This window comes from Streptomyces sp. NPDC002889, from assembly GCF_042888425.1.
Taxonomy (GTDB): Bacteria; Actinomycetota; Actinomycetes; order Streptomycetales; family Streptomycetaceae; genus Streptomyces.
In genome coordinates this window covers 233,624-256,112 of sequence record NZ_JBIAPT010000010.1, presented here as the reverse complement: position 1 = coordinate 256,112, position 22,489 = coordinate 233,624, and the positions used below count along the sequence as shown (strand labels likewise).

The following is a 22,489-nucleotide window of genomic DNA, read 5'->3' as shown; positions in this document are numbered from 1 at the left end:
CCGGGTCACGAGTGCAGCGGCAGGCGGTCGTCGGGCGCGCCCTGGATCCAGTCGGGGTAGGGGTCGGGCTGTGCGCTGGTCGCGTCCAGGTCTGCCAGGTCCTCGTCGGTGAGTACGAGGTCGACGGCGGCCAGGTTTTCGGTGAGCTGGTCGGGGCGCTTCGCGCCGACGATGACGCTCGTGATCCCCGGTTGGGCGAGTGCCCAGGCGAGGGCGACGCGGGCCACACCCACGCCGTGGCGCGCGGCGACGACGCGCAGCGCGTCCACGATGTCCCAGCCGCGTTCCCGGTTCACGGGCGGGAAGTCGGCGAGAGCGCGGCGCGCGGTGTCGTCGCTGGTGCCGTTGCGGTCGAAGGTGCCGGACAGGAACCCGCCGGCGAGCGGGCTCCACACCAGCGTGGCGAGCTTCTGGTCCGCAGCCATCGGCAGGATCTCCCGCTCGATGTCCCGTCCGGCCAGCGAGTAGTACACCTGCTGGGACACGAAGCGCTCCAGCCCGCGCGACTGCGAGGCGCCGAGGAACTTCATCATCTGCCACGCGGCCAGGTTGGACGCGCCGATATAGCGGATCTTGCCCTGCCGGACGGCGTCGTCCAGTGCGGCCAGCGTCTCCTCCACCGGGGTCAGCGGATCGAAGCTGTGGATCTGGTACAGGTCGATATGATCGGTACGCAGCCGGCGCAGGCTGTCCTCCAGCGCCCGGGTGACCCACAGCCGGGACAGGCCGAGGTCGTTGGGGCCGCTGCCCATGCGTGCGAAGAGCTTGGTGGCGAGCAGCACGTCCTGGCGCCTCGAGCCCAGCACCCGGCCAAGTACCTCCTCGCACTCGCCCGCCGCGTACATGTCGGCGGTGTCGATGAGGTTGACACCCGCGTCGAGAGCCAGGCCCACAAGCTCGTCCGCGGCCTTCTCGTCCAAACCACCTACGAGGCTCCACGGCGGCGTCCCCGCCCCGCCGAACGTCATCGTGCCCAAAGCGATCCGGGACACGAAAACCCCCGTGGCGCCAAGCTGCTCGTACTGCATGTTCCGCCTTCCGATGATCCGTGCCCTGGTCGTGGACGGCGCTGCGGCCGTCCGCACGGCTGTCTGCGACGCTACGGGCGGCCGGCCGGACAGACCATGATCAAGAGTCTGGAGAACCTGCGCGTTCGTCCAAGGCGGCCGCAAGGCGGAAGGGCGCTGTCGGCCAACCGTCCAGCCTCGCGATCACTGCTGCGGGCGGAGCGCTGCGGAACTGCGCCGGCGAGAGGCCAGTGATCCGTTTGAACGCGGTGCTGAACGCACTCTCCGACGAGTACCCCCACTCGGAGGCCACAGAGGCCACGGTCCGCTCGCCGCGGCGCAACTCCCGGCCGGCGGCCAGAATCCGCCAGCGCTGGAGGTAGACGAGCGGCGGGAGCCCGACCAGTTCCTTGAAGCGGGCGGCGAAGCTCGCCCGGGACATGCCCGCCTGAGCACCGAGCGTCGCGACGGTCCATGGGCGACCGGCCTGCTGATGCATCATCAGCACCACACGGCCGATACGCGGATCGCGGAGGGCACCGAGCCAGCCCGGCAGGGCCGTCCCGTCCGTCGCATGCGCTCCCGCCACGACGGCCCGCAGCGCCTGTATGAACAGAATCTCGGTGAGCCGTTCCGACATCACGGAGGTGCCCAGGCGCACGGCGCTCACCTCGTCGAGGAACATCCCGAGCAGCGGCTGGATCGCCTTCGCCTGGGCAGTTCCCTCGCGGATGGCGACCATGGGTGGCAGGCCGCCGAGCAGCAGGGCGACGGTGGCGTCGAGGAAGTCGACGCTGCCGCCGACGATGAGGGTCCGCTCCTGGTCGGCAGTGCTGCACGTCTCCCCGAGCCGCACGATGCGGCTGTCGGATCGCTTGTAGAGCTCCTCCGCGCTGCGGTACGGCGTGTCCAGGTCCCCGGAGACCGCGAACGACTCACGCGCTGCCAGCAGGAAGCAGTCGCCGGTCTCGAAGCGCACCGGATCGGCTCCGTCGACACCCAGCCAGCAGGAGCCGTCAAGTACGGCCCCGATCTTGATGTGCTCGTGGACGCCGAAGCGAAGTGCCCAACTGCCCCACGCCTCCAGGCCGGACAGCGATCCCGTCCGGACGTTCAACGAGGCGAGGACATCGGACAGCGGCTCAGCCGGTGTTTTCATGTCATTCACGCTAGCGGAGCGGTTGCCCATGCTCCCGCCCCGATGTGACCCACCTTCTGCTCAATCGTGCTCCGAGACGCCCGGTGGAACACACCACTCCCCGAGCGGAGAGCTTCGACGAGCCGGCCACCGCTGAAGCGGTGGCCGGCGAGGGCTGAGACCGTCGAGGCAGGGCGGCGGCGCGCAAGCTCTGCAACGGCTCGCCCAACCTCCCCGGCGCCAGGGCAATCCGCCGGAACGTCGTCCTGCTGCGTAACCGGCGGCGCTACTCAGGACGCCGGAAGAGGCCATACCAGTAGCCGCAAGCCATCTCTCGGGCGACCAAGGCATCATCATGGCCATCGCTTGTGGCTACCTGCTGGGCGATCACCTGTGCGCCGCCTCGCACCATCACCGTGGCGGCACACAGTGGATCGATATCAGCTGGTGTGCGACCGGCCAACTGCTCCTGGGTCAGCAGCTTCATGGTGTTGTCGATGAATTGGTCTTGAGTCGATGTCCACGACTCACGTACGGAAGGGTCGTATGCAGCCACTTCGTTGATCGCTGACAGGAGCGCCGCGTGCTTGCGGTAGTGCCTGAACAGTTGCTCATACGTGTGGGCAAGCCCGTCAAGTCCGCCGCCGAGGCCGCAAGGCTGCCAGCCTTGTGCAATCTCGAAACTGTCTGCCTTCAGGAAAGCACTCAGCCGCAGGAGCACATCCACCTTGTCGCGGAAGTAAAGGTAGAACCCCGAGCGGGAGATTCCTCCGGCAGCCGCGATCTGCTCCACCCCCAGTTCGGTGTAGGTCTTGCCGTCGCGCAGCAATTCTCCGATCGCGGACAGAATCCGCCTCTCCACTGCGGCGCGCCGCTCAGCGGCAGTGGAGGGCCGTCGGGTGGTTGATGCCATGCACCCATCCTACGAGCGTCCGGACGCAGGTTTCGCTGACCCCTGGTTCGAGATCCGCTTCCGAACGGGCAGCAACCGGTGTCGGGCGTTGGACGGGCCCCGAGAGGTGCCGTAGTCGCCGACCGTGTCCCGGACGGCGAACCGGAGTTACCCAGCTTCTCCGAGGGCGATGTTCGCGAGAAGGGCAGCAAGTTCTGCGGGCATCGACAGGAACGGTGAGTGACTGCTTTTCAGCCGATGAACGGCATTTGCTCGGGCAGCGAGTTTCTCCTGCACCTGGGGCGGCAGAGCCTCATCCTGCTCACAGATGATGTACGTGGAGGGCGTGGTTCGCCACCCCGCCTTTGTCACCCGCTCGCTGAACGATCTCACACTCTGCGGCACGAGCTGCCGGACCGCTCGCACGGTCTCCTCCTCCAACACATCGGCGTAGAGCTCCGTATCACTCCTTTCCAGAGGCGGGATGACGCCTTTCGGCTCCTCTGGTTCAAGAGCACCGTGGAAGCCGAACAGACTCTCATCGACGTCCAGTTGATAAGCCGTCAGATAGATGGTGTGCGAGACGTTAGGGGCGTCGGCGATGGCTTGGGTTACCGGAATGCCACCGTAGGAGTGACCGACGACCACCACGGGGCCCTCGATGCCTTCAAGGGTCTCCAGGACGGCCCGCGCATCTTCATGAATACCGGGGAGCGGTTCGGTGGTTGGGGCTTCCGGCCTCACGGCACTGGGCAGTTCAACCGTTCGAGTCGCCCAACCCTCGGCCTCGAGCGCGGACTCCAGCTTCTCCCAGCACCAGGGGCCGTGCCATGCTCCGTGCACCAGGAGCAGAGTGGGACGGGATGCTTCGGTGGTAACCAAGTCGAATCTCCTAGCTGTTCCAGCAAACCAGTGACTTCAGAGAGCTGCAGATCGCCAAGAAGCCGCAGCGCGAGTCTGCTCGGACAAGCAGCGCTGGCACACACCCCATCGGCGAGGCGAGCGTGGGCGCCGTGCATGACAAGCGGCACTCTGGGCGCCGGCTCGCAGGCCGGCATACGCACAGGACGTCAGCTGCCTCGAACCGTTGAGACAGTCCCCCGGCAGCGTCGCGTTTCCTCCGCCTTCTCGGCCCTCGCGAGACCCCGTATCAGTGATGGTGGATGCGCATCCGGCAGCCGGACGGGGGCTGGCCGCCGTTGCAGCACCTACCGAGGGCTGCCCGATGCCCGCAGCAGCCTCAGTAGTGCCAAGGCTAGATCGGATTGGACATGATGTCCAACGCCCCGTCCAGCGAAGGCACGCCATCGGAGAGACATCTGACGGCCGACCAGGGAGCTGCAACGGAACCGTTGTTACCCAGTACGTCTCACACCTGAAGCTCCTCGTGGAGCTCGTCCCACACGCCACGCCGTTGCTGCTGGGCCTGAACGCCTCCGCCCAGTACCTCGGGATGGGCATCGGCCGCGCGGTCGGCGGAGCAGCTTTGGGGGCCCGGGGCCCGTCCAGCCTCGGCTTGATCAGCACCACGATCATGCTCGCCGCGGTGGTCCTCGCCCTCACAGCACTGCGTCATCCCGCTTCCTTGCCGCAGCCCACCGTCCCGGAAGCCGCAAACGAGCAGCCGCACAACAGCGCGAAGGTCGGGTGAAGCACTGCCAGATACATGAAGCCGCTGCTCTGTCCCCGGTCACACGGCGGACCAGCGGCAGTTTCAGCACGTCTCCCGGGGAGTATCTGATTCGTCGGCAAGGTGCCGCCCAAAATCTGCACCTCTTCGTCGGCAGGCACACAACGTCCGAGCGCACCGACTGCAGTGGCGCGGTCATTTACGTAGTCACGCCGGGTCGGGCTGAAACGAGACAGGTAGCTGCGGCCTCGAAGGTGAAGCCGACACCCCCGCTACGGCGCCGGTCCCGGCGCCGATCTCCCCCAACGGCCCGATACACAACGTGACATCCCCCGCGCCCCGCCACAGCCGCGGCTCCCCGCCGCCGGGGCCCGCCTCCTCCTGAGGCCGGGCACGACGCCGTGCCCGGACAAGGCGGCGGCAGGCCGGCGTCAGGGCAGGTCGCGCAGCGGGGCGTAGCCGCGCTCGAACAAGGCCTTGGCGCCGTAGCGGAACGCGATGTTGCGAACGGCGGGCGGCATGGACCTGGTCCGGTCGCGCCGGTGGGTCTGCTGCTGCACCCACCGGGTGCGCGGAAGCCTGCGCTGGACGTACTGCTGCAGGAGGTGTCCGGTGTCTCCCCCGGTGGCCAGCACCTCGGCGAGGACCTGAGCGTCCTCGACGGCCATGGCAACGCCCTGGGCCATGTTGGGCGAGCTGGCGTGGGCGGCGTCTCCGACGAGCACGACGCGTCCGTGCGCCCATGTCTCGCCGCTGACCTCCTCCACCGGTGAGAAGTACGCCTCACCGGCAGTCGGTGTGGCCAGCAGGTCCCGTACTCGCTGGTCATAGCCGGAGAAAAGCCCAAGAAGACCGGCGGGTGTGGTCGGGTCCTCGGGTGAGGCGGCCGCCACGTCGGCGTAGCAGCACACCCGGCCCCCGCCGACGGGGTAGGCCAGGAAGGTCGTTCCCCGGCCCAGCCACACGGTCCACCGGTCGATGTCGGGAGCGTCGGCCAGGAAGCGCCAGCAGACCTGCCCGAGGTAGCGGGCACCGGTCGCCGGATCGACCGACTCCCGCAGGTCCGACCGTATGCCGTCCGCTCCCACGACCACGTCGTACCGGCCGGTCCCGCCGTCACTGAACTCAACGTGCACACCGTCGTCGGCCTGCTTCAGCGAGACCAGGGTGACCCCGTGGCGGACGGGCACCGGCACGATGTCGTGCAGGGCCGCATGGAGGTTGGCGCGGGTGATGCCGACACAATGGGCCGTGCCTCTCCACAGCTCGGCCATGGCGATGTCGGCCAGCACGCGGCCCTGGTGGTCCATCAGCCGCTGCCCCGGCATGGGCGCTCCGAGCGCGGTGAGGTGGTCCCCCAGCCCGAGTGCGGTCAGCGCGCGGACACTGTTCCCGGGCAGGAAGAGCCCGGCTCCCGTGGCACGGCGCTCGGGGGAAAGCTCGATGACGTCGACGGACATTCCCTCGCGGTGCAGAGCGGTGGCGGTCGCCAGGCCGGCGATGCCGGCTCCGACCACAAGGACGTCAAGGGGGGTGGGCATTCGGATCTCCGTAGTGTGGTGGCCTTGGGTGGTACGTCGTGCACTACGGCCCGTTCAGCGGCCAGGTTCACGGCCGCGGGCCACCAAGCGCTCCCCCTGTCATCCAGCTCTGCCAAGGGGGTACCGCCAGCGGCATCACGACTGCCCGACCAGCAGGATGCCGGACACGCCGTCCGGCGTCGTCCTCACGACCGACACCGTTGACACCCGCCGCGCTGTGTCCGAAAACCGAGTGCCGAAAGCGGCCACGTACAGCCGCCACACCAAGGCGCCTTGCCGGGGCTGGTGAGGCGAAGGCTCTGCGCACCAGTTCGCCTCCAGGTTGTCCACCCAGGCTCGCAGCGTATGGGCGTCGTTAACGATGGCTGGCGCGCAGTTCCGGCGGCTACCGCGTGGATGTGGGGCCCAACTCCACTCGCGCGACCTGACGCGCTTCCGTGCTGTGCACCAGGAGGGGACTCGGCCCACCGCGGATGGAGGACCCACCGATGCCGCCGATTCGCTGCTGCAGCGTTCTCTCGGTGGCCGACCCGACAGCCTCGGCCCCCTCACCCCACGCACTCCCAAGCCGGTCCGTCCCGGCGGTTCGGCTGTGCACGTGCCTCGACCTGCCAATCCGCTGGTCCGCGAAAATCCCCTCGACGCGGGACTGGCCCTTTTCCACGCTCGCGGTTTCAACGCGGTGGGCATCAAAGAGGTCACCGATACGGCCGGCGTCCCGAAGGGCTCCTTCTACAGCTACTACAGAAGCAAGAACGCCTTCGCGGCCGCGGTCCTCGACCGCTACTGGGCTACTGCGGATTCTGGGCGGAGTGCCGGGGACCAAGGTCCGCTACGACAATCTGAAAGCCGCCGTCGCCAGGGTGCTGGGGCAGAGCCGGGGAAGAGTCGAGGCCGACCGGTGGATCGCCTTCCGCTCGCACTTCGGCATCGAGAGCTTCTACTGCCGACCCGGAATCGAAGGCGCCCACGAGAAGGGCGGCGTCGAAGGATGATCGGCTACTTCCGCCGCAACCACTTCGTCCCCGTCCCCGAAGTCTCCTCTCTCGCCGAACTGAACGAAATGGTCGAACAGTGGGACCGGCAGGACGACGCCCGCCGCATCGGGTCCAGGCCCAAGACGGTCGCGGAGTACTTCGCACTCGAACAGCCGCTGCTCATGCCGTTGCCCGAGGAACCGTTCGAGACGGGCCGGCTCTTCACCCCGCGGGTCGACCGCTACGGACAGATCCCGGTCCGCACCAACCGCTACTCGGTCCCGATCCGGCTGATCGGCAAACGCGTGCGCGTCGTGCTGCACGCTTCCCATCTGGTGGTTTACGACCAGAACGTGGAAGTGGCCCGGCACGAGCGGCTGATCGCGAAGGGTGCCGTCCGTCTGGACCTGGACCACTACCTGGAAGTCCTGGTCCGCAAACCCGGCGCCTTCCCCGGCTCCACAGCCCTCGAACAGGCCCGCTCGGCAGGAAGATTCACCCCGGTCCACGACGCCTGGTGGGACCAGGCCCGCAAGATCCACGGTGAGCGGGACGGCACCCGGGCCCTGATCGAGGTCCTCCTGCTGGGCCGTCACCTGCCTCACGAGCATGTCGTCGCTGGCCTAGCCGCGGCCTTGCGAGCCGGAGCCATGACCGCAGACGCAGTCGCCCTGGAGGCCCGTAAGGCTGCCCAGGCCGAGACCGAACCCGTCCCTGCGGCAGGCCAGATGATTTCCGGGAACCCGCCGGCGACGGTGACGTCCCTGCATGAATGGCGGCTCGCGCACCTTCCTGCGGACACTAGGCCGCTGCCGTCGGTGACCCCCTATGACCAATTGCTCCGCCACCGCCGAATCAGCGGCGGTGACCACCGTGAGGGAGAAGCCCAGTGACCCTGCCCCGCCAGCGAGGCTTGACCGAGCAGGCCGCCGACGCCGCCCTCGACACCGCCTGCCGAATGCTGCGACTGCCCTCGATCCGCAACGAGTTCTCCGACATCGCCGACCGGGCGATGAAGGACCAGATGACCTACCGCGGCTTCCTTGCCGAACTACTGATGACCGAGTGCGACGACCGGTCCCGCCGCCGCTCGGAACGACGGATCAAGGCGGCCGGCTTCCCGCGAGAGAAATCCCTGCGGGCCTTCGGCTTCGACGCCAACCCCAACATCGACGCGGCGACCATCCACACACTCGCCAGCTGTGAATGGATCAAGAAGAGCCAGCCGCTCTGCCTGATCGGCGACTCCGGCACCGGCAAGTCCCACATGCTCATCGCCCTGGGCACCGAGGCGGCCATAAAGGGCTACCGAGTCCGCTACACGCTCGCCACGAAGCTGGTGAACGAGCTGGTCGAGGCCGCCGACGAGAAGCAGCTCAACAAGACCATCGCCCGCTACGGCCGCGTCGATCTTTTGTGCATCGACGAGTTGGGCTACATGGAACTGGACCGCCGCGGCGCTGAACTCCTCTTCCAGGTCCTGACCGAGCGCGAGGAGAAGAACAGCGTCGCCATCGCCTCCAATGAGTCCTTCGGGGGCTGGACCAAGACCTTCACCGATCCCCGCCTCTGCGCGGCCATCGTCGACCGCCTCACCTTCAACGGCACCACTATCGAGACCGGCACCGACTCCTACCGCCTCGCCAGCACCCGAGCCCGAGCCGAGGATCCTGCAAAGGCCGGCTGACCGCAGCCTACGTTCCTCGATGGCCAGCCGTCCTGGCGGACGCCTGGCCATCCCGCGTTTGCGGTGTCCTTGGAAGATGTCTCAATCGAGCACGGCGGCGACGGCCTCGATCTCGACGAGTTGGTCCTTGTAACCGAGCACGGTGACGCCCATCAACGTGCTGGGGACGTCATGGTCAGCGAACGAGTCCCGGACAACCTCCCAGGCAGCCACCAGGTCCTCCCGCCGGGCCGATGCGACGAGAACCCGTGTGCTAATGACGTCCTGGAGTGACGCGCCTGAGGCAGTAAGAGCGGCCTGCATGTTCTCGATGGCTTTCGCCGCTTGGCCCGCGTAGTCCCCGATCGCTGCTGTGGAGCCGTCATCGTTCAGCGGACACGCCCCTGCAAGGAAGATCAGGCGTGACTCGGCGGGCGCCGTGGCCGCGTAGGCGTACTCGGCGACGTCGGACAGGGCGGTGGAGCGGATCAAAGTGATGGCACGAGCCACGGTCGTGGGGTCCTTTCCCCTCGGGGGTTCAGCGCGGACATCCTGTCAACGGCCAGTTGGCTTCCGCCTTCCCTTTCTCGCCGCCCCGCGAGAACGCCGTCACTTCTGCTCGACATTCACGAACCGCATGATCACCAACTGACTCCGGAACCAGTCGACAAACGCTGTTCCTAGACATCAACGAAACCATACAAACGCTTCCGCAACCTCACCATGTAGGACGGTCTTAGGAGGATCACCACGTCGGGTGCGGTGAGGTGCGCGAAGACCTCTTCGGCGAGCCGGGTGGCCTCGAGCCAGTAGTGGTCGCCACAGGCTGGGAGCGTCGTGGGGTCGCTCCGCAGCGCCTCCCCGGGGCGCCTGGCCCGCGCCGGGTCTCCGGGCGGCGCGCCGGACGACCGCTCATGCCGCGTCGGCGGAAGGACGGTGGTCCCGACGACGGCACCGTCGAGGTTGCCCCACGGTCACACCTCGGCCGCTTCTGTCGGGAGATCCGCGCCTCAAGGACTCTGCGCGCACGGAGAGTCCTCGAGGTGTGGGGCGGAGGTCAGGGCCGGTATTCGAAGGCTCCGATGTCGCACGCCGGGCCTTGAGGCCGCAGCACGCCGCGCTGGTCGGTGGAGGGGCAGTCAGCGCCGCCGTCGAGGGCGGGGCTGCCGGGCAGTAGGGCCACGGTGTCTGTCGGACCGCCGTTTTCGCCGAGGGGTGCGAGGTGGGGATCACGGCTGGGGAGATCGCCTTCGGCCGTGAGGTGGCAGTTGTTTCCGCTGTCGAGGTTGTTGCCCCGTGACTCGATGGTGGCGAAGACGTTCTTGCAGTCGCTGGTGGTCCGGCCGATGGTGTTCTCGGCGATGATGGTGTTCTTCAGGGCGAGGTGACCCAGCGGCAGATTGACGGGGTCGGTAATGGGTCCCGGCAGGCTGTCCAGGTAGGCGGGGGCGATGTTGATCCCGCCGCCGCCGTCGGTGGCGGTGTTGCCGGTGATCGTGGAGTTGCGGATGTCCACCAGGCCGGTGCCGCGTATGTCGATGCCGCCGCCGTATCCGGACAGGCTGCCCGGCCGGTCCCAGTCGTCGGTCACGCGGTTGTCCGCGATCGTCGAATTGACCACGGTGCCGGTGTCGTCGAACCGGATGCCTCCGGCCTCGCCCGCTGTGTTGCGGCTGACGGTGCTGTCGATCAGCGTCAGGTGGGAGTTGGGGATGTTGAAGATGCCGCCTCCGTAGCCGGCGCGGTTCCCCGTTACCGTTACCCGGCGCAGCGTCATGTTCTTGCTGTTGGCGATGCCGCCTCCGCCGGGGTCGGTGATGGGCACCTCCCGCTGCTTGGCGTCTCCTCCGGTGATGGTGAGGTCGGACAGTTGCGTGTCGGCGCCCATGCGGAAGACCCGGTCGATGTGGTCGGCGTCGATGATGGTCTCCCGCGCGCCGGCCCCCCGGATGGTGGTCGGCTCGAGGATGTTCAGGTCGCCTTTGGTCGGGTCGGCGGTGCGCCCGTTGAGCTGGTCGGGGTTGGGGGGAATGGTCAGCCGGTAGTGGGCGGCGGGTAGCTCGATGGTGCTGCCGGGCTGGGCGTTTGCGGCCATGACCGCCGCACGCAGGGTGCAGGTGCCTCCGGCGGTACGGCAGAGGCCGTCGGACGCATCCGCATCCACGGCGTCTTCGGTGGAGTCGACCGTGAAGGTCGCCGACGCGGAGGCTGCTTGCTCAGAGGTCGGGGCGGCGGCCACGATCCCTGCGAGGGCCACCAGTAAGGCGGCGAGCGCCGAAAGGGAAGTTGGTTTCCTCATGAAGGTGCGCTCCTGCTTCCTCGTAAGATGACGTCGGGTGAGAAACGCTTGCGTCTATAACATGTACCAGACTGTTTCTCACTCATGAGAGAGCCAATCCGGCCGCTGCTGCAGCCGAGCCTGACCGACCTTCCCCGCGGGCCGCACGGGCTCGCACGGGAGCGTGTGACGGGTTCGCAGCGCCAGCGGCTGCTCTACGCGATGACGGCCGTGGTTGCTGAAAAGGGCTACATCACCGCGACCGTGGCCGATGTGACGGCACGGGCGGGCGTGTCCCGCAAGACGTTCTACGAGCTGTTCGCGGACAAGGAGGAGTGCTTCATCGCCGCTGCGGAGACGGGCCGCGAGCTGATGGTCAAGCGGCTTGAGGCGTCGTTTGCCCGCTCGTCGACGCAGTCGCTCTCCCCTGTGGCGACGCTTCGTGCCTCGATCCGTGCCTTTCTCGGGCTGATCGCCGAAGAGCCCGAATTCGCCAAAGCGTTCTTCCTGGAGACGGCGGCGGCCGGCGGCCGGGCGCGGGAGCACCAGGACGCCTGCCGCTCCTGGTTCGCCGAGTCGATGCGCGCCTGGCACAACAGGATCCCCGGTCACCGCCGTGTCCCCCATGAGACCTACATGGCCGCGGCTGACGCTACACACGAAGCCGTCTGCCGCCTCCTGCGCCAGGGGCGCATCGGCGAGGTCCCCGCCCTGGAGGACGCCGTACTGCACATCTGCCTCGCCCTGCTGGGCGTGGCCAATCCGGCAGAGGACGCCGGAGGGTGAGCCGGGAGGCGCGTGAGCACCGGAGGCCGACCGCCGTGCGGGTCGCCTCAAGATGCCCGCCGCTGTGAAGCGCCACGCGGGGTCGTGTCAGCCCGTCAGTTCTCTTCGACGAGGCTGCCGACCGTCCACGGCAACAGCTCCTTCGCCAGGGCGATGCTGAACGGCCTGACCAACGAGCGGAGCTCCGCGCAACCCGCAGGCCCCAGGGCCAGATCACGAGCGCACCTCATAGCGCTGTGACCTGCAGAAAGGAGATGTGATCTGACGTCGACAAGGCGGCCGACCGCTTCCGGCGCGAAGTACTCGACCGACCGCCCCGGCGTACACACGGTGATCATCCACACGAGCGCGAACGACCGGGTCCCCTGAGATGGGCGACCTCTGCATGGGATCAGCACACCGCGTGACCGCACGTCAGCTCATCGAGGCCCACCAGAAGCCGATCCGCGTGGCCCGCGCTCGCGGGGTCAAGGCCGTCGGCGATACCATCCTGCCCCTCCGCCGTGGGCCTGGATGCCCTCTGAAGCGGTGAGGAGGGCTGTTCGCCGGGGCGCCGGATGCGTCGGGGGCCGGACGCCGCGGGGGCGGTGTCAGGCCGTGTACTGGTATGCGGGGTAGGTCAGGTACCCCGCGTCGCCGCCCTGGTAGTACGAGCGCATCGCCGACCTCGTACGCACCCGGGACGCCCTCGCCGGGCTGATGACCATGGCGCGGGCACATCGGGAGCGCCTGCGGTCGGCGGTCGCCGACTGATGTCCCCGGCGCGGCAGCGAAGTCCTGGGTGTCGAGCATGAGGTGAAGGCCGTTGGGCAGGTCGCACGCGGCGTGGGTGGGCATGAGTTCGTCGATTTGAGGGTGAGGCCGAGCCGGCAGTGGAAGGCGCGGGCGGCACCGTCGGCGACGACGAGGGATCCGCTGCCGGTGTACTCCGCCACAGTCGAGGCGCGGAGGCACGGATGGGGTGCCGTGGGGCGCAAGGCTTGAACAGCAGCTAAGCGACTGCTTAGTATCTAGCCTGGGCCGGGAACAGCCTGCCCGTGCCCCTCCCCCTCAGGAGTCCACCGTGATCTCACTGTTCTCCCTCTCCGGCAAAACCGCCCTCGTGACCGGCGGTTCCCGTGGCATCGGCCTGATGATCGCCCGGGGCCTGGTCGAAGCGGGAGCCAAGGTCTACGTCAGCTCCCGCAAGGCGGAAGCCTGCGAGGAGGCCGTGCGCGGGCTTTCCGGTCCCGGCCAGGCGGTCGCGCTGCCCGCCGACCTGTCGCGCGAGGAGGAGTGCTACCGACTCGCCGAAGACATCGGCGAGCGGGAGGAGCGGCTGCACATCCTGGTGAACAACGCCGGCGCCACCTGGGGCGCGCCCCTGGACGAGTTCCCGGTCAGCGGCTGGGACAAGGTGATGGACCTCAACCTGCGCAGCCCCTTCCTGCTCACCCAAGCCCTCCTGCCGAAGCTGCGCGCCGGCGGTTCGACGGAGGACCCTGCGCGGATCATCAACGTCGGATCCATCGACGGCCTGCACGTCAGCCCGGTCTCGGCCTACTCCTACGCGGCCAGCAAGGCGGGCCTGCACCACCTGACCCGCGTGCTGGCCAAGGAGCTCGGGCCACAGGGCATCACGGTGAACGCCATCGCGCCCGGCCCCTTCGAGTCGAAGATGATGGCCGCGACCCTGGACGCCATGGGCGAGGCGATCGCGGAGGCGGCTCCGCTGCGCCGGATCGGGCGGCCGGACGACATGGCGGGCGTCGCCGTCTATCTGGCCAGCCGTGCGGGCGCCTACGTCACCGGCGCCGTCATCCCCGTCGACGGCGGCCTCGGCACCACGGTCTGACCGGCCGGCAACAGCTCCACTCCCCCTCGCACAAGCAACCCGAACCTGAGAAGAAGAGGACCATGGCCTCCCTCCTGCTCTCCCGCCGAGACCTCGACTTCCTGCTGCACGAGTGGCTCGACGTTGAATCCCTGACCGCCCGCCCCCGCTTCGCCGACCACTCGCGCGAAACCTTCGACGCGGTACTGGACCTCAGCGAGACGATCGCCGCCCGGCACTTCGCCCCGCACAACAAGAAGAACGACACCCAGGAGCCGCGCTTCGACGGCGAGCGGGTGCACATCATCCCCGAAGTCGAAGAGGCCCTGAAGGTCTTCGCCGGCGCCGGGCTGATCGGCGGCGGCATGGACCACGAGGTGGGCGGCATGCAGTTGCCCAGCGTGGTGGCCAACGCCTGCTTCGCCTGGTTCCAGGCAGCCAACGTGGGAACGGCCGCCTACCCCCTCCTCACCATCGGCAACGCAAACCTGCTGCTGGCCCACGGCACCCCCGGGCAGATCGACACCTATGTCCGCCCGATGGTCGAGGGCCGCTTCTCCGGGACCATGTGCCTGTCGGAGCCACAGGCGGGCTCCTCACTGGCTGATGTGCGCACCCGCGCGGAACAGGCCGACGACGGCACCTACCGCCTGTTCGGTAACAAGATGTGGATCTCGGGTGGCGACCACGGACTGACGGAGAACATCGTCCACCTGGTCCTGGCCAGGATCCCCGGCGGCCCGCCCGGGGTAAAGGGACTGTCGCTCTTCATCGTCCCCAAGGTTTTGGTGGGGGCCGACGGGACGCTCGGCGAGCGCAACGACGTCGCCCTGGCCGGCCTCAATCACAAGATGGGGTATCGAGGGACGACCAACACGCTGCTGAACTTCGGTGAGGGCGCCTTCCGGCCCGGCGGGGCCCCCGGTGCCGTCGGCTTCCTGGTCGGGGAGCCCCACCACGGACTGTCCTACATGTTCCACATGATGAACGAGGCCCGCATCGGTGTCGGACTCGGTGCCACAGCGCTCGGTTACACCGGCTACCTGCACGCCCTGGACTACGCGCGCACCCGGCCCCAGGGGCGCCCGCTCATGGCCAGGGACGCCACCACCCCCCAGATTCCGATCGTCGGGCACCCCGATGTCCGGCGCATGCTCCTCGCCCAGAAGTCGTACGTCGAAGGCGCGCTTGCTCTCACCCTGTACTGCGGGCGGCTGCTGGACGACGAGCGCACCGCCCCGACGGCCGACGAGCGGGCCAGGGCCGGGCTTCTGCTGGACATGCTCACCCCGATGGCCAAGAGCTGGCCTTCCCAGTGGTGCCTGGAGGCCAACAACCTTGCCATCCAGGTCCACGGCGGCTACGGCTACACCCGCGAGTACAACGTCGAGCAGTTCTACCGGGACAACCGCCTCAACCCCATCCATGAGGGGACGCACGGCGTCCACGGCCTCGACCTGCTGGGCCGAAAGGTCGTCATGGACGGCGGCGCGGGGCTCCGCCTGCTCATCGAGACCATCTCCATGACGACCGCCCGCGCGGCGGCCGCGGAGGACCAGGTCGCCGGCTTCGGACGGCAGCTGGACGCCTCCGTCGCCCGCGTCGCCGCCGTGACGCGGCGCCTGTGGGAGGCCGGGGACGCCGAGACCGCCCTCGCCAACGCCTCGGTCTATCTGGAGGCCGTGGGGCACGTCGTGGTTGCCTGGATGTGGCTGGAGCAGATGCTGGCCGCCGCCGGACGCAGCGGCGCCTTCTACGAGGGCAAGCGCCGGGCGGGTCAGTACTTCTTCCGGTACGAACTGCCCAGGACGCAGGCGCAGTTCGCGCTGCTGGAAAGCCTCGACCGCACCACCCTCGACATGCCCGCAGACTCCTTCTGAGCTTGTCCTACCTTCCAAGCGTGGGTCTGAGCCGGTCATTCGTAAGATCGGCGGCCCCAGGGGCTCTGGGTACGGCTACATCTACGTGCGCCCTACACGGACACGGTGTGCTCGATCACTGGGACCGACTACTGGCCGCCGCAGACTATGGCTGGCTGTATGAGTCCGACACGCCCATCTCGCCGTGGGATCCGAGCTCCTCAAGGACCAGGCAGTGCGGCTTCGCCCACACCCTCGCCTTCGACCACTCGGTAACACGCCGGTGAGCGGTTGCTCCGGACGGCCCGAACGACGCGGCCGGCAGCTGCTGTCACGTGCAGCCCGAGGTGGCAACGAACACGATCGCAGCCAGGGACCTGCCAGTCACCGTGCCGACGCCGGCCGCCTCCCTGCGGCCGCGTCGGCGCCTCCGGAACCACCGGTTGGAACAGCTCGGTACACCGGCACCTCCGGGAAGATCGACAACTGTCAGATCGGGGTGTTCGCCGCCTACGCCACCGCCCGCGGCCGGGCGTTGGTGGACCGCGAGCTCTACCTGCCCAAGTGCTGGACGAAGGACCGTGAGCGGTGCCATGCCGCGAAGGTCCCTGACGAGCGGACTTTCGAGACCAAGGGCGAACTCGCCCGCGGTGTCGTGCGCCGCTGCCTCGCCGCCGGACTGCCGGCCTGCTGGGTGACCGCGGATGAGGCCTACGGGCAGGACTGGTCCTTCCGCCGCATGCTCGAACAGCACGGCCTGGGCTATGTCGTGGCAGTCCCCAAGTCCCAGCAGATCAAGTCCTTGGCCGGCGTCTGGCGCATCGACGAGGTCATTGACCAGGGCCCGGCCGACGCCTGGCAGACCTTGTCCTGCGGCGACGGCGCCAAGGGCCCGCGCGTCTACGACGTTGAGAGAGGTCGGCGGCACTGCCCACCCCGAGGACGACGAGATGCGCACCCGGATACTCGGCGCCCTGACGTTCGAGGACGGGCACAGCTGAACCTCCGGGCCCGGTTCGACCGGAGACCGAGCTGTCTCAGGGCGACTCGAGTCGAGTGCGCCGGGCGTAGGCACGGGCTGCGCGGACGCGATCGCCGCAACGGGTGGAGCACCATTGGCGGCGGCCGTGGCGCAGCAGGTAGCGGATGCAGGGGCTGGAGCCGCAGGCGGCGAGGCGTTCTGCGTCGGGGCCGGTGAGCAGGTCGGCGGCGTTGTCGGCGAGGGCGGCCAAGGCGTGGTCGACGATGTGGGTGATCGGGTGCGAGTCGGCCCGGAATAGGCCGCGGGTGGGGTCCCAGTACAGCAGGGAGGTCGCGGGAGCCCTGGAAAGGGCGCCGTTGACGGCTGCGAGAGCGCTCGGCGGGGCGGGGCGCCCGTCCACCCGGGAGGCAAGTAGCGCCCTGATCTGCTCACGCAGCGTCCGCAGCTGCGCCGCGCACGTCTCCTGCAGTCCGGCGCCGGCCGGGGCGAGGTCGTGTTCGGTGAGCCACTGGTTCGCGGCGGCGGGAGTGCCGAGGAGGTCGAGGAACCGGCCGCCGGGCTGAGCGACGGCGCTGTTGGCGAAGTCGAGGGCGCAGTACTGCTCCGCGCCCGGTGCGGGCGGGAGCACGGGCTCGGCGGTCACGGTCTCCTCCATGACTCTCATGGTACGGCTTGCATTCATCCGTGAGAAGCAATTAACGTCCCTCACGGATAAACCGCTTGCGATCCGTGAGGTGTTCTTGCATGTCTGCTGCCGGCACGCCCCCTGAGCAGATCCCCGTCCGAGTCTTCGGCGGCCCGACCGCGCTCATCGAGTACGGCGGGCTGAGGTTCCTGACCGACCCCACCTTCGACGCCCCCGGCGACTACCCCCTCGGCCCCGGCCTGGTCCTGACCAAGACCGCGCCTTCTTCCGCCTCGCCCGAGGACCTCGGCCGCATCGATGTGGTCCTGCTCTCCCACGACGAGCACCCCGACAACCTCGATCACTCCGGCCGGGCCCTCCTCGCCGACGTGCCCGTCACCCTCACCACCCCCAGCGGCGCGGGCCGCCTGGGCGCAGCCGCAAAGGGTCTTGAGGACTGGAAGTCCGTCGAGCTGGACCGTCCCGACGGCGGCACCGTGACCGTGACAGGCGTGCCCGCCATACACGGCCCGGGGGCGCGCGAGGAGGTCGAACCGATATCGGGCGAGGTCGTGGGCTTCGTCCTCACCGCAGCCGACCTGGCCACGGTGTACGTCAGCGGCGACAACGCCTCGCTCGCCCTGGTCAAGGAGATCGCCGAGCGGTTCGGCCCGATTGACACCGCCGTTCTCTTCGCAGGTGCTCCGCGCCTGCCCATCTTCGACTCGACGGTGGTGCTCGACAGCGCCCAGGCCGCCGAGGCCGCTCAGCTCCTCGGGGCGCGCCGGGTCGTCCCCGTCCACTTCGACAGTTGGGCCCACTTCACTGAAGGTCGCGACGACCTGGTGGCCGCCTTCACCGCCGCGGGACTGGCCGACCGCCTCCAGCTGAACTGAGCGAGCTCCGGCATGGCAGGCGAAGGGGCCGACACCCGCACCTTTCGGCAACGCGAAGCAATGCCCATAACCCCAGATCAGCGCACCCGACCCCGCGGTTTCAGCGCCACCGGCGGGAGTTCGGGAGCAGCTAGCGCCCCCGTCGTACCCCTTCACCTCGCCGAAGCGGGAGCCGGTCCTCCAGTCCGAGCGGACCTGTTCGGTCTCCTCATGCGAACGGCCCACGAAATTCCACCACATGTCAGGCAGTTCCGATGTTTCCCCAGGTCAGGCGCCCATCGGGCCCTCAGGGCGTCAGCAAAGGGTCAGCTTTCGCGACCGGATAGCTCCCTGAGGGCCATGGCTCGGCATTACCCGCTGCGTCTCAGGGCCCGGGCATACCGTCACCATTGCGGAGTTGGAGGTGTGCGGGGGAGCTCCTGTGGCAGGTCGATCCGGCCTTCGGTGGTTCCCGGGTCTCGGGCACGGTCTTGATGCGGCTCGTTCATCAGTCGTGCGGTACGACCGCGATGGGAGCCGACGAGTGGTGCACAACCGCATGGGTGACGGCACCGATGTGCGTGCCGATCCGTGAGTGGCGGTTCCTGCGCCCCACGACGACCAGCCGGGCTTCGTGGGTGGCCTTGACCAGATCCTGCGCCGGGCGCCCCTGTTGGCACTGCCGGATGACAGGCACGGCGGGGTACTTCTTCGTCCAGGGCGCGAGGGCACCGTCAAGCGCTTGGTGCCACTCCTCCTCGAGTTCGGCCCGTAGCAGCGGCAAGGCGCCCGCCATGTCGGGTCCGTGCACCAGCGGCATCGCCCAGCTGTACAGCACCCGCACTGCGCAGCCGTACCGGTCTGCGCCGGCGAAGGCGAACTCCAGCATCTCCTCGCTCGGTCGGGCCAGGTCCAGCCCGAGCACGATGTCGCCGGCCGGGCCGTGCTCCTTGGGCACCGAGGTGGCCTGCGGGCGGACGAGCACGCCAGGCCGCCGCATGCGGGACAGCACCGCAAGTGACACGGACCCGGCCAGGTAGCCGGTCAGACCGCTCAGGCCGCGCGAACCCAGCACGAGCAGTTCCGCGTCGTTCCCCGCAGTGCACAGGGCGTCGGCCGGGTCCCCGGAAATCCATGCCGTTTCCACTTGCAGGCCCGGGCGCCTGCGCCGCAGACGCCTCTCCACCGTATGGAGCGACCGCTCGCCCCAGACGCGTGCTGTGTCCAGGTCGATACGGCGGGAGCGGATGTCGTCGTCGCTGCCCCACACCTTGAGCAGCCGCAGCGGCAGTCCGCGGCTCAGCGCCTCGTCGGCGGCCCAGACCGTGGCGGCCAGGCTTTCCCGGGACCCGTCAATGCCGACGGTGACAGTGCTGGACATGCTTCGCTCCTGACAGGAATGGGGGCGGGCCGACGCCTCTCATGTTGACCGACCCGCGCCGACTTTCGTGAGGGGCCATACGTCCCTGCCCGGCGACGGTCGGCCCTCCCGACAGCGCGCCCGGGGGAACGCCCGTGATGCAGCAGCACCGCGGCGGGCGACGGGGCCGAACGGGTACGCATGTGGGGCCGGGCGGCCCTCCTCCCACCGCCCCGGACCACCCATGCTGGAAAGACCGGCGCCGGCTCAATGACCGGCGCGAGAACCCGTATGGAGGCAGCCCATGATCCGAGTCATCACTGTGGGAGTGGACGGATCCCCGGAAAGCCTGGCCGCGGCCGACTGGGCGGCCCGTGAAGCCACGCTCCGCCAGGCGCTGCTCCACATCGTGCACGCCTGGCTCTGGCAACCCCTGGACGTACCGATCGTCCAGGACAGGGACGCACAGGCCCAGTCGGCCGACTTCGTGCTGCGGGAGGCCGAGACACGCGTGGCCGGACAGTACCCGGACGTGTTGGTGACTTCCGAGGTGGTGCCGGACACACCAGTGTCCGCTCTGTTGGATGAGGCCGAGCGGTCCCGCATGCTGGTGCTCGGATCACGCGGGCACGGGGCCTTCACCGGTTTCCTGCTCGGCTCCTACGGTCAGCAAGTGATCGCGAACGCAAAATGCCCTGTGGTGTCGGTCCGGACCCACGAAGGACAGGCGCCGAAGCCGGACCGAGAAGTCGTCGTCGGCCAGCAGGGTGGGGCCGAGGACAGTGACGCCGTTCTGGAGTTCGCCTTCGAGACGGCTGCCGCACAAGGCGCGGCCGTGCGAGCCGTGCGGGCCTGGAGTCTGCCGCCCATCTTCGCGTACAGCCCGGGTTCAATGCACCTCGCCGACGAGGCGGGAGGGCTGGAACCGTTTGAGAGGAAGGCGCTGGAGCAGGCGCTCGCTCCCTGGCGCGAGAAGTTCCCCGCCGTGCCGGTGATCGAGCACGTGGAAATCGGAAGCGCGGGACAGGTGTTGCTGTCAGCCGCCTCCCAGGCCCAGTTGCTCGTGCTGGGCCGCCAGATACGACGCTCTCCCATCGGTACCCGTATCGGCTCGGTCGCTCATGCCGCTCTGCACCACGCCGCCTGCCCCGTCGCAATAGTGCCGCACATCTGAGAACCGCCCGGCCCGTGCCAGGACGGAGCTCCCCAGGACCGCTCCGTGCGATACCCGCGCGAGCCCGGTCCATGCCAGCAGGAACCCCGATTGCGGCTGGTTCGGCAACGCCGACCACCACGCAGCCCGGAACATCTTGCACCTGTACCGGATCGGCCTCGTGGCCATCCCGGCTGCTGGAAGCAGCAGTCGCCAGACGCGCTCGTCGCGTCAAGCCTCCCACCGCAAGGTAGGGCGGAATCTCCTTCCGGAGCTTGCGAAGGGAGGAGAGCGCTTCAATCCCCGAGCCCTGCCGCATGGTCGGGCACGTAGGTCTGCAGGTCGCGCGGCGGCCGCTGATATCCGGTGGCAGGCGGCCGTGGCGGCAGTTCGAGAGCCGGTGGCGACACCGAGCGGTACGGCACCGTGGACAGCAGATGGGCGATCATATTGAGCCGCGCCCTGCGCTTGTTGTCGCTCTCGACGACGTACCAGGGCGCCTCCGCGATGTCCGTATGGACGAACATCTCGTCCTTCGCCCGGGAGTACGCCTCCCAACGAGTGATCGACTCCAGGTCCATCGGGGAAAGCTTCCAACGCCGCGTGGGGTCCTCCAACCGGCGCCGGAACCGCTGCTCCTGCACCGCGTCGCTCACCGAGAACCAGTACTTGCGCAGCAGGATCCCGTCCTCGACCAGCATCCGCTCGAAGATCGGGCACTGGTTGAGGAACCGCTGATGCTCCTCCTTGGTACAGAAGCCCATCACACGCTCGACACCCGCACGGTTGTACCAACTCCGGTCGAACAGCACGATTTCGCCCGCAGCGGGAAGATGCTCGGCGTAACGCTGGAAATACCACTGGGTGCGCTCGCGCTCGGTGGGCTGCGGCAGCGCGACGATCCGTGCCACCCGGGGATTGAGGTGCTCCGCGACCCGCTTGATGGTGCTTCCCTTGCCCGCCGCATCGCGTCCCTCGAAGACCACAACGAGGCGGGCGTCCTCGGCGCGCACCCACTCCTGAAGCTTCACCAGCTCCGTCTGCAGCCGGAGCAGCTCCCGCTCGTACAGCGACCGCGGCAGTGCCGCCGGCTCTCTGGTGCCCTTCTTGTCTGCCATGCAACGACGTTACGGAGGAATCTACGCACAGGGTCGAGCGACAGGCCGCTCAGTGTTGAGCGCCGACGAGCCGAGGACGATCGAGGCTCACTGGCGGTCCGCCGACCACCCCGCCGCTGCCAACGGCACACTGCGCCCCCTGGGGCGGGGAGAGGCCAGCTGCGTCGAACTCGATCAGCGCCCTCCGTACCTCCTCGGCGCTTCGGTGCTGCGCCGCGGGGCCACGTGTCCTGCGCAGTGCGGCGGTGTGCTTGCCACTTGCCGGCCCGTTGATGGGCCGACTGGCCCTACCACGGCGGCGGGAGCGCATCCACCATGGCCGGATGCACCGATACGAGGGATTCCGCGAGCTCGACCGGCAGGAGTGTCTGCGCCTGCTGACGCAGGTGCCGCTGGGTCGCATCGTCTACACCGAGGACGCGCTGCCTGCCGTCTTGCCTGTCAACTTCTGCCTCGATGACGGCCGAGCCGTGCTCCTGCGCGCCTCGGCCGCCTCCCGGATGGCCGGTGCCGTGGACAAAGCGTGGTCGCCTTCGAAGTGGACCAGTTCGACGAGGAGGCGCGCACGGGCTGGAGTGTGGTCGTCACGGGCCGCGCTGCGCTGGTCGCCGATCCCGGCGAAGTCGGTCGCCCGCATCTGTGCGTTCCGCGTTCCTGGGTTCCGACGGGTGAGGCGGTCCTTGTCCGGATCGAGCCGGAGCTGGTCACGGGCCGCATGCTGGACGGCCGGCGGGATCCTGCGCCCGGGCAACAAGCAGCGCCTCAGGCCGAGGTGATCTGATCCGCGAT

19 protein-coding genes and 6 pseudogenes are annotated in these 22,489 nt (G+C 68.6%); 13 read left to right on the top strand and 12 right to left on the bottom strand.

The window, feature by feature from the left end:
* Positions 1–5: 5 nt before the first annotated feature.
* The 4 genes from ACFYWI_RS17635 to ACFYWI_RS17620 all read right to left on the bottom strand — a co-directional run bounded on the left by ACFYWI_RS17635 (position 6) and on the right by ACFYWI_RS17620 (position 3,919).
* The gene (locus tag ACFYWI_RS17635; protein WP_389232466.1) at positions 6–1,028 is read right to left on the bottom strand and encodes an aldo/keto reductase; all 1,023 of its coding nucleotides are present in this window, start codon (positions 1,026–1,028) and stop codon (positions 6–8) included.
* Positions 1,029–1,128: 100 nt separating this feature from the next.
* Positions 1,129–2,166, bottom strand: a complete 1,038-nt coding sequence (locus ACFYWI_RS17630) for an AraC family transcriptional regulator (RefSeq protein ID WP_389232463.1) — start codon at positions 2,164–2,166, stop codon at positions 1,129–1,131.
* 265 nt (positions 2,167–2,431) lie between these two features.
* On the bottom strand, positions 2,432–3,058 hold the full coding sequence (locus tag ACFYWI_RS17625; protein WP_389232460.1) for a TetR/AcrR family transcriptional regulator: 627 nt from the start codon (positions 3,056–3,058) through the stop codon (positions 2,432–2,434).
* 147 nt (positions 3,059–3,205) lie between these two features.
* Complete coding sequence (locus ACFYWI_RS17620; protein WP_389232457.1) at positions 3,206–3,919, bottom strand: alpha/beta hydrolase; 714 nt, start codon at positions 3,917–3,919, stop codon at positions 3,206–3,208.
* 505 nt (positions 3,920–4,424) lie between these two features.
* Between ACFYWI_RS17620 and ACFYWI_RS17615 the strand changes: the two genes are divergently transcribed.
* Positions 4,425–4,688, top strand: coding sequence for a hypothetical protein (locus ACFYWI_RS17615; protein WP_389232454.1), 264 nt, complete (start codon positions 4,425–4,427; stop codon positions 4,686–4,688).
* Positions 4,689–5,098: 410 nt separating this feature from the next.
* Here the strand turns inward: ACFYWI_RS17615 and ACFYWI_RS17610 are convergent, their stop codons facing one another.
* Positions 5,099–6,208, bottom strand: a complete 1,110-nt coding sequence (locus ACFYWI_RS17610; RefSeq protein ID WP_389232451.1) for an FAD-dependent monooxygenase — start codon at positions 6,206–6,208, stop codon at positions 5,099–5,101.
* 361 nt (positions 6,209–6,569) lie between these two features.
* Between ACFYWI_RS17610 and ACFYWI_RS17605 the strand changes: the two are divergent.
* From ACFYWI_RS17605 to istB, 4 genes and pseudogenes are all read left to right on the top strand, one after another.
* Positions 6,570–6,971: pseudogene (locus ACFYWI_RS17605) on the top strand (helix-turn-helix domain-containing protein); the annotation flags it as partial.
* A gap of 49 nt (positions 6,972–7,020) precedes the next feature.
* A complete protein-coding gene (locus ACFYWI_RS17600; protein ID WP_389232645.1) occupies positions 7,021–7,203 on the top strand; it encodes a hypothetical protein in 183 nt (60 codons plus the stop codon).
* Complete coding sequence (locus tag ACFYWI_RS17595) at positions 7,200–8,078, top strand: hypothetical protein (protein WP_389232643.1); 879 nt, start codon at positions 7,200–7,202, stop codon at positions 8,076–8,078. Before ACFYWI_RS17600 ends, ACFYWI_RS17595 begins: the two co-directional genes overlap by 4 nt.
* On the top strand, positions 8,075–8,872 hold the full coding sequence (gene istB, locus ACFYWI_RS17590; RefSeq protein WP_389232448.1) for an IS21-like element helper ATPase IstB: 798 nt from the start codon (positions 8,075–8,077) through the stop codon (positions 8,870–8,872). Before ACFYWI_RS17595 ends, istB begins: the two co-directional genes overlap by 4 nt.
* 81 nt (positions 8,873–8,953) lie before the next feature.
* Here istB and ACFYWI_RS17585 read toward each other — a convergent pair whose 3' ends face one another.
* Together ACFYWI_RS17585 and ACFYWI_RS17580 are read right to left on the bottom strand one after the other, a co-directional pair.
* Positions 8,954–9,361 (bottom strand): RidA family protein, encoded by a 408-nt coding sequence (locus tag ACFYWI_RS17585; protein ID WP_389232444.1) that lies wholly within the window; start codon positions 9,359–9,361, stop codon positions 8,954–8,956.
* Between the two features lie 547 nt (positions 9,362–9,908).
* Positions 9,909–11,150: a choice-of-anchor Q domain-containing protein gene (locus tag ACFYWI_RS17580; protein WP_389232441.1), complete on the bottom strand. Its 1,242-nt coding sequence runs from the start codon at positions 11,148–11,150 to the stop codon at positions 9,909–9,911.
* Between the two features lie 84 nt (positions 11,151–11,234).
* Between ACFYWI_RS17580 and ACFYWI_RS17575 the strand changes: the two genes are divergently transcribed.
* The 3 genes from ACFYWI_RS17575 to ACFYWI_RS17565 all read left to right on the top strand — a co-directional run bounded on the left by ACFYWI_RS17575 (position 11,235) and on the right by ACFYWI_RS17565 (position 15,608).
* Entirely contained in the window at positions 11,235–11,915 is a 681-nt protein-coding gene (locus ACFYWI_RS17575) for a TetR/AcrR family transcriptional regulator (RefSeq protein WP_389232438.1), read from the top strand.
* A gap of 1,063 nt (positions 11,916–12,978) precedes the next feature.
* Positions 12,979–13,749, top strand: coding sequence for an SDR family oxidoreductase (locus ACFYWI_RS17570; protein ID WP_389232435.1), 771 nt, complete (start codon positions 12,979–12,981; stop codon positions 13,747–13,749).
* A gap of 62 nt (positions 13,750–13,811) precedes the next feature.
* On the top strand, positions 13,812–15,608 hold the full coding sequence (locus ACFYWI_RS17565; protein ID WP_389232432.1) for an acyl-CoA dehydrogenase: 1,797 nt from the start codon (positions 13,812–13,814) through the stop codon (positions 15,606–15,608).
* 175 nt (positions 15,609–15,783) lie between these two features.
* Here ACFYWI_RS17565 and ACFYWI_RS17560 read toward each other — a convergent pair.
* A pseudogene (locus tag ACFYWI_RS17560) lies at positions 15,784–16,039 on the bottom strand (transposase); the annotation flags it as partial.
* 14 nt (positions 16,040–16,053) lie between these two features.
* Between ACFYWI_RS17560 and ACFYWI_RS17555 the strand changes: the two are divergent.
* Positions 16,054–16,365 (top strand): annotated as a pseudogene (locus ACFYWI_RS17555) (transposase); the annotation flags it as partial.
* Positions 16,366–16,624: 259 nt separating this feature from the next.
* On the opposite strand, the gene ACFYWI_RS17550 reads toward ACFYWI_RS17555, so the two are convergent.
* Positions 16,625–17,224, bottom strand: a complete 600-nt coding sequence (locus tag ACFYWI_RS17550; protein ID WP_389232429.1) for a CGNR zinc finger domain-containing protein — start codon at positions 17,222–17,224, stop codon at positions 16,625–16,627.
* An 89-nt stretch (positions 17,225–17,313) separates the two neighbouring features.
* Between ACFYWI_RS17550 and ACFYWI_RS17545 the strand changes: the two genes are divergently transcribed.
* The gene (locus ACFYWI_RS17545) at positions 17,314–18,090 is read left to right on the top strand and encodes an MBL fold metallo-hydrolase (protein WP_389232426.1); all 777 of its coding nucleotides are present in this window, start codon (positions 17,314–17,316) and stop codon (positions 18,088–18,090) included.
* 77 nt (positions 18,091–18,167) lie between these two features.
* Here ACFYWI_RS17545 and ACFYWI_RS17540 read toward each other — a convergent pair.
* Positions 18,168–18,330 (bottom strand): annotated as a pseudogene (locus ACFYWI_RS17540) (pirin family protein); the annotation flags it as partial.
* A 247-nt stretch (positions 18,331–18,577) separates the two neighbouring features.
* Positions 18,578–19,450 carry a universal stress protein gene (locus ACFYWI_RS17535; RefSeq protein ID WP_389232423.1) on the bottom strand — a complete coding sequence of 291 codons (873 nt, stop codon included), beginning with the start codon at positions 19,448–19,450 and terminating at the stop codon, positions 18,578–18,580.
* Between the two features lie 283 nt (positions 19,451–19,733).
* On the opposite strand from ACFYWI_RS17535, the gene ACFYWI_RS17530 reads away from it, so the two are divergent.
* Positions 19,734–20,603, top strand: a complete 870-nt coding sequence (locus ACFYWI_RS17530; protein WP_389232420.1) for a universal stress protein — start codon at positions 19,734–19,736, stop codon at positions 20,601–20,603.
* Between the two features lie 79 nt (positions 20,604–20,682).
* A pseudogene (locus ACFYWI_RS17525) lies at positions 20,683–20,836 on the top strand (RNA-guided endonuclease TnpB family protein); the annotation flags it as partial.
* Between the two features lie 42 nt (positions 20,837–20,878).
* Here ACFYWI_RS17525 and ppk2 read toward each other — a convergent pair.
* Positions 20,879–21,700 (bottom strand): polyphosphate kinase 2, encoded by an 822-nt coding sequence (gene ppk2, locus ACFYWI_RS17520; protein ID WP_389232417.1) that lies wholly within the window; start codon positions 21,698–21,700, stop codon positions 20,879–20,881.
* 323 nt (positions 21,701–22,023) lie between these two features.
* Here ppk2 and ACFYWI_RS17515 point away from each other — a divergent pair.
* Positions 22,024–22,481: pseudogene (locus ACFYWI_RS17515) on the top strand (pyridoxamine 5'-phosphate oxidase family protein).
* Positions 22,482–22,489: the final 8 nt, after the last annotated feature.

Coding starts and splice junctions, on each gene's coding strand:
- ACFYWI_RS17625 (WP_389232460.1), bottom strand. CDS start 3,058: ATGGCATCAACCACCCGACGGCCCTCCACTGCCGCTGAGCGGCGCGCC.
- ACFYWI_RS17575 (WP_389232438.1), top strand. CDS start 11,235: ATGAGAGAGCCAATCCGGCCGCTGCTGCAGCCGAGCCTGACCGACCTT.
- ACFYWI_RS17550 (WP_389232429.1), bottom strand. CDS start 17,224: ATGGAGGAGACCGTGACCGCCGAGCCCGTGCTCCCGCCCGCACCGGGC.
- ACFYWI_RS17630 (WP_389232463.1), bottom strand. CDS start 2,166: ATGAAAACACCGGCTGAGCCGCTGTCCGATGTCCTCGCCTCGTTGAAC.
- ppk2 (WP_389232417.1), bottom strand. CDS start 21,700: ATGGCAGACAAGAAGGGCACCAGAGAGCCGGCGGCACTGCCGCGGTCG.
- ACFYWI_RS17545 (WP_389232426.1), top strand. CDS start 17,314: ATGTCTGCTGCCGGCACGCCCCCTGAGCAGATCCCCGTCCGAGTCTTC.
- ACFYWI_RS17530 (WP_389232420.1), top strand. CDS start 19,734: ATGATCCGAGTCATCACTGTGGGAGTGGACGGATCCCCGGAAAGCCTG.
- ACFYWI_RS17565 (WP_389232432.1), top strand. CDS start 13,812: ATGGCCTCCCTCCTGCTCTCCCGCCGAGACCTCGACTTCCTGCTGCAC.
- ACFYWI_RS17635 (WP_389232466.1), bottom strand. CDS start 1,028: ATGCAGTACGAGCAGCTTGGCGCCACGGGGGTTTTCGTGTCCCGGATC.
- ACFYWI_RS17535 (WP_389232423.1), bottom strand. CDS start 19,450: ATGTCCAGCACTGTCACCGTCGGCATTGACGGGTCCCGGGAAAGCCTG.
- ACFYWI_RS17610 (WP_389232451.1), bottom strand. CDS start 6,208: ATGCCCACCCCCCTTGACGTCCTTGTGGTCGGAGCCGGCATCGCCGGC.
- ACFYWI_RS17580 (WP_389232441.1), bottom strand. CDS start 11,150: ATGAGGAAACCAACTTCCCTTTCGGCGCTCGCCGCCTTACTGGTGGCC.
- ACFYWI_RS17595 (WP_389232643.1), top strand. CDS start 7,200: ATGATCGGCTACTTCCGCCGCAACCACTTCGTCCCCGTCCCCGAAGTC.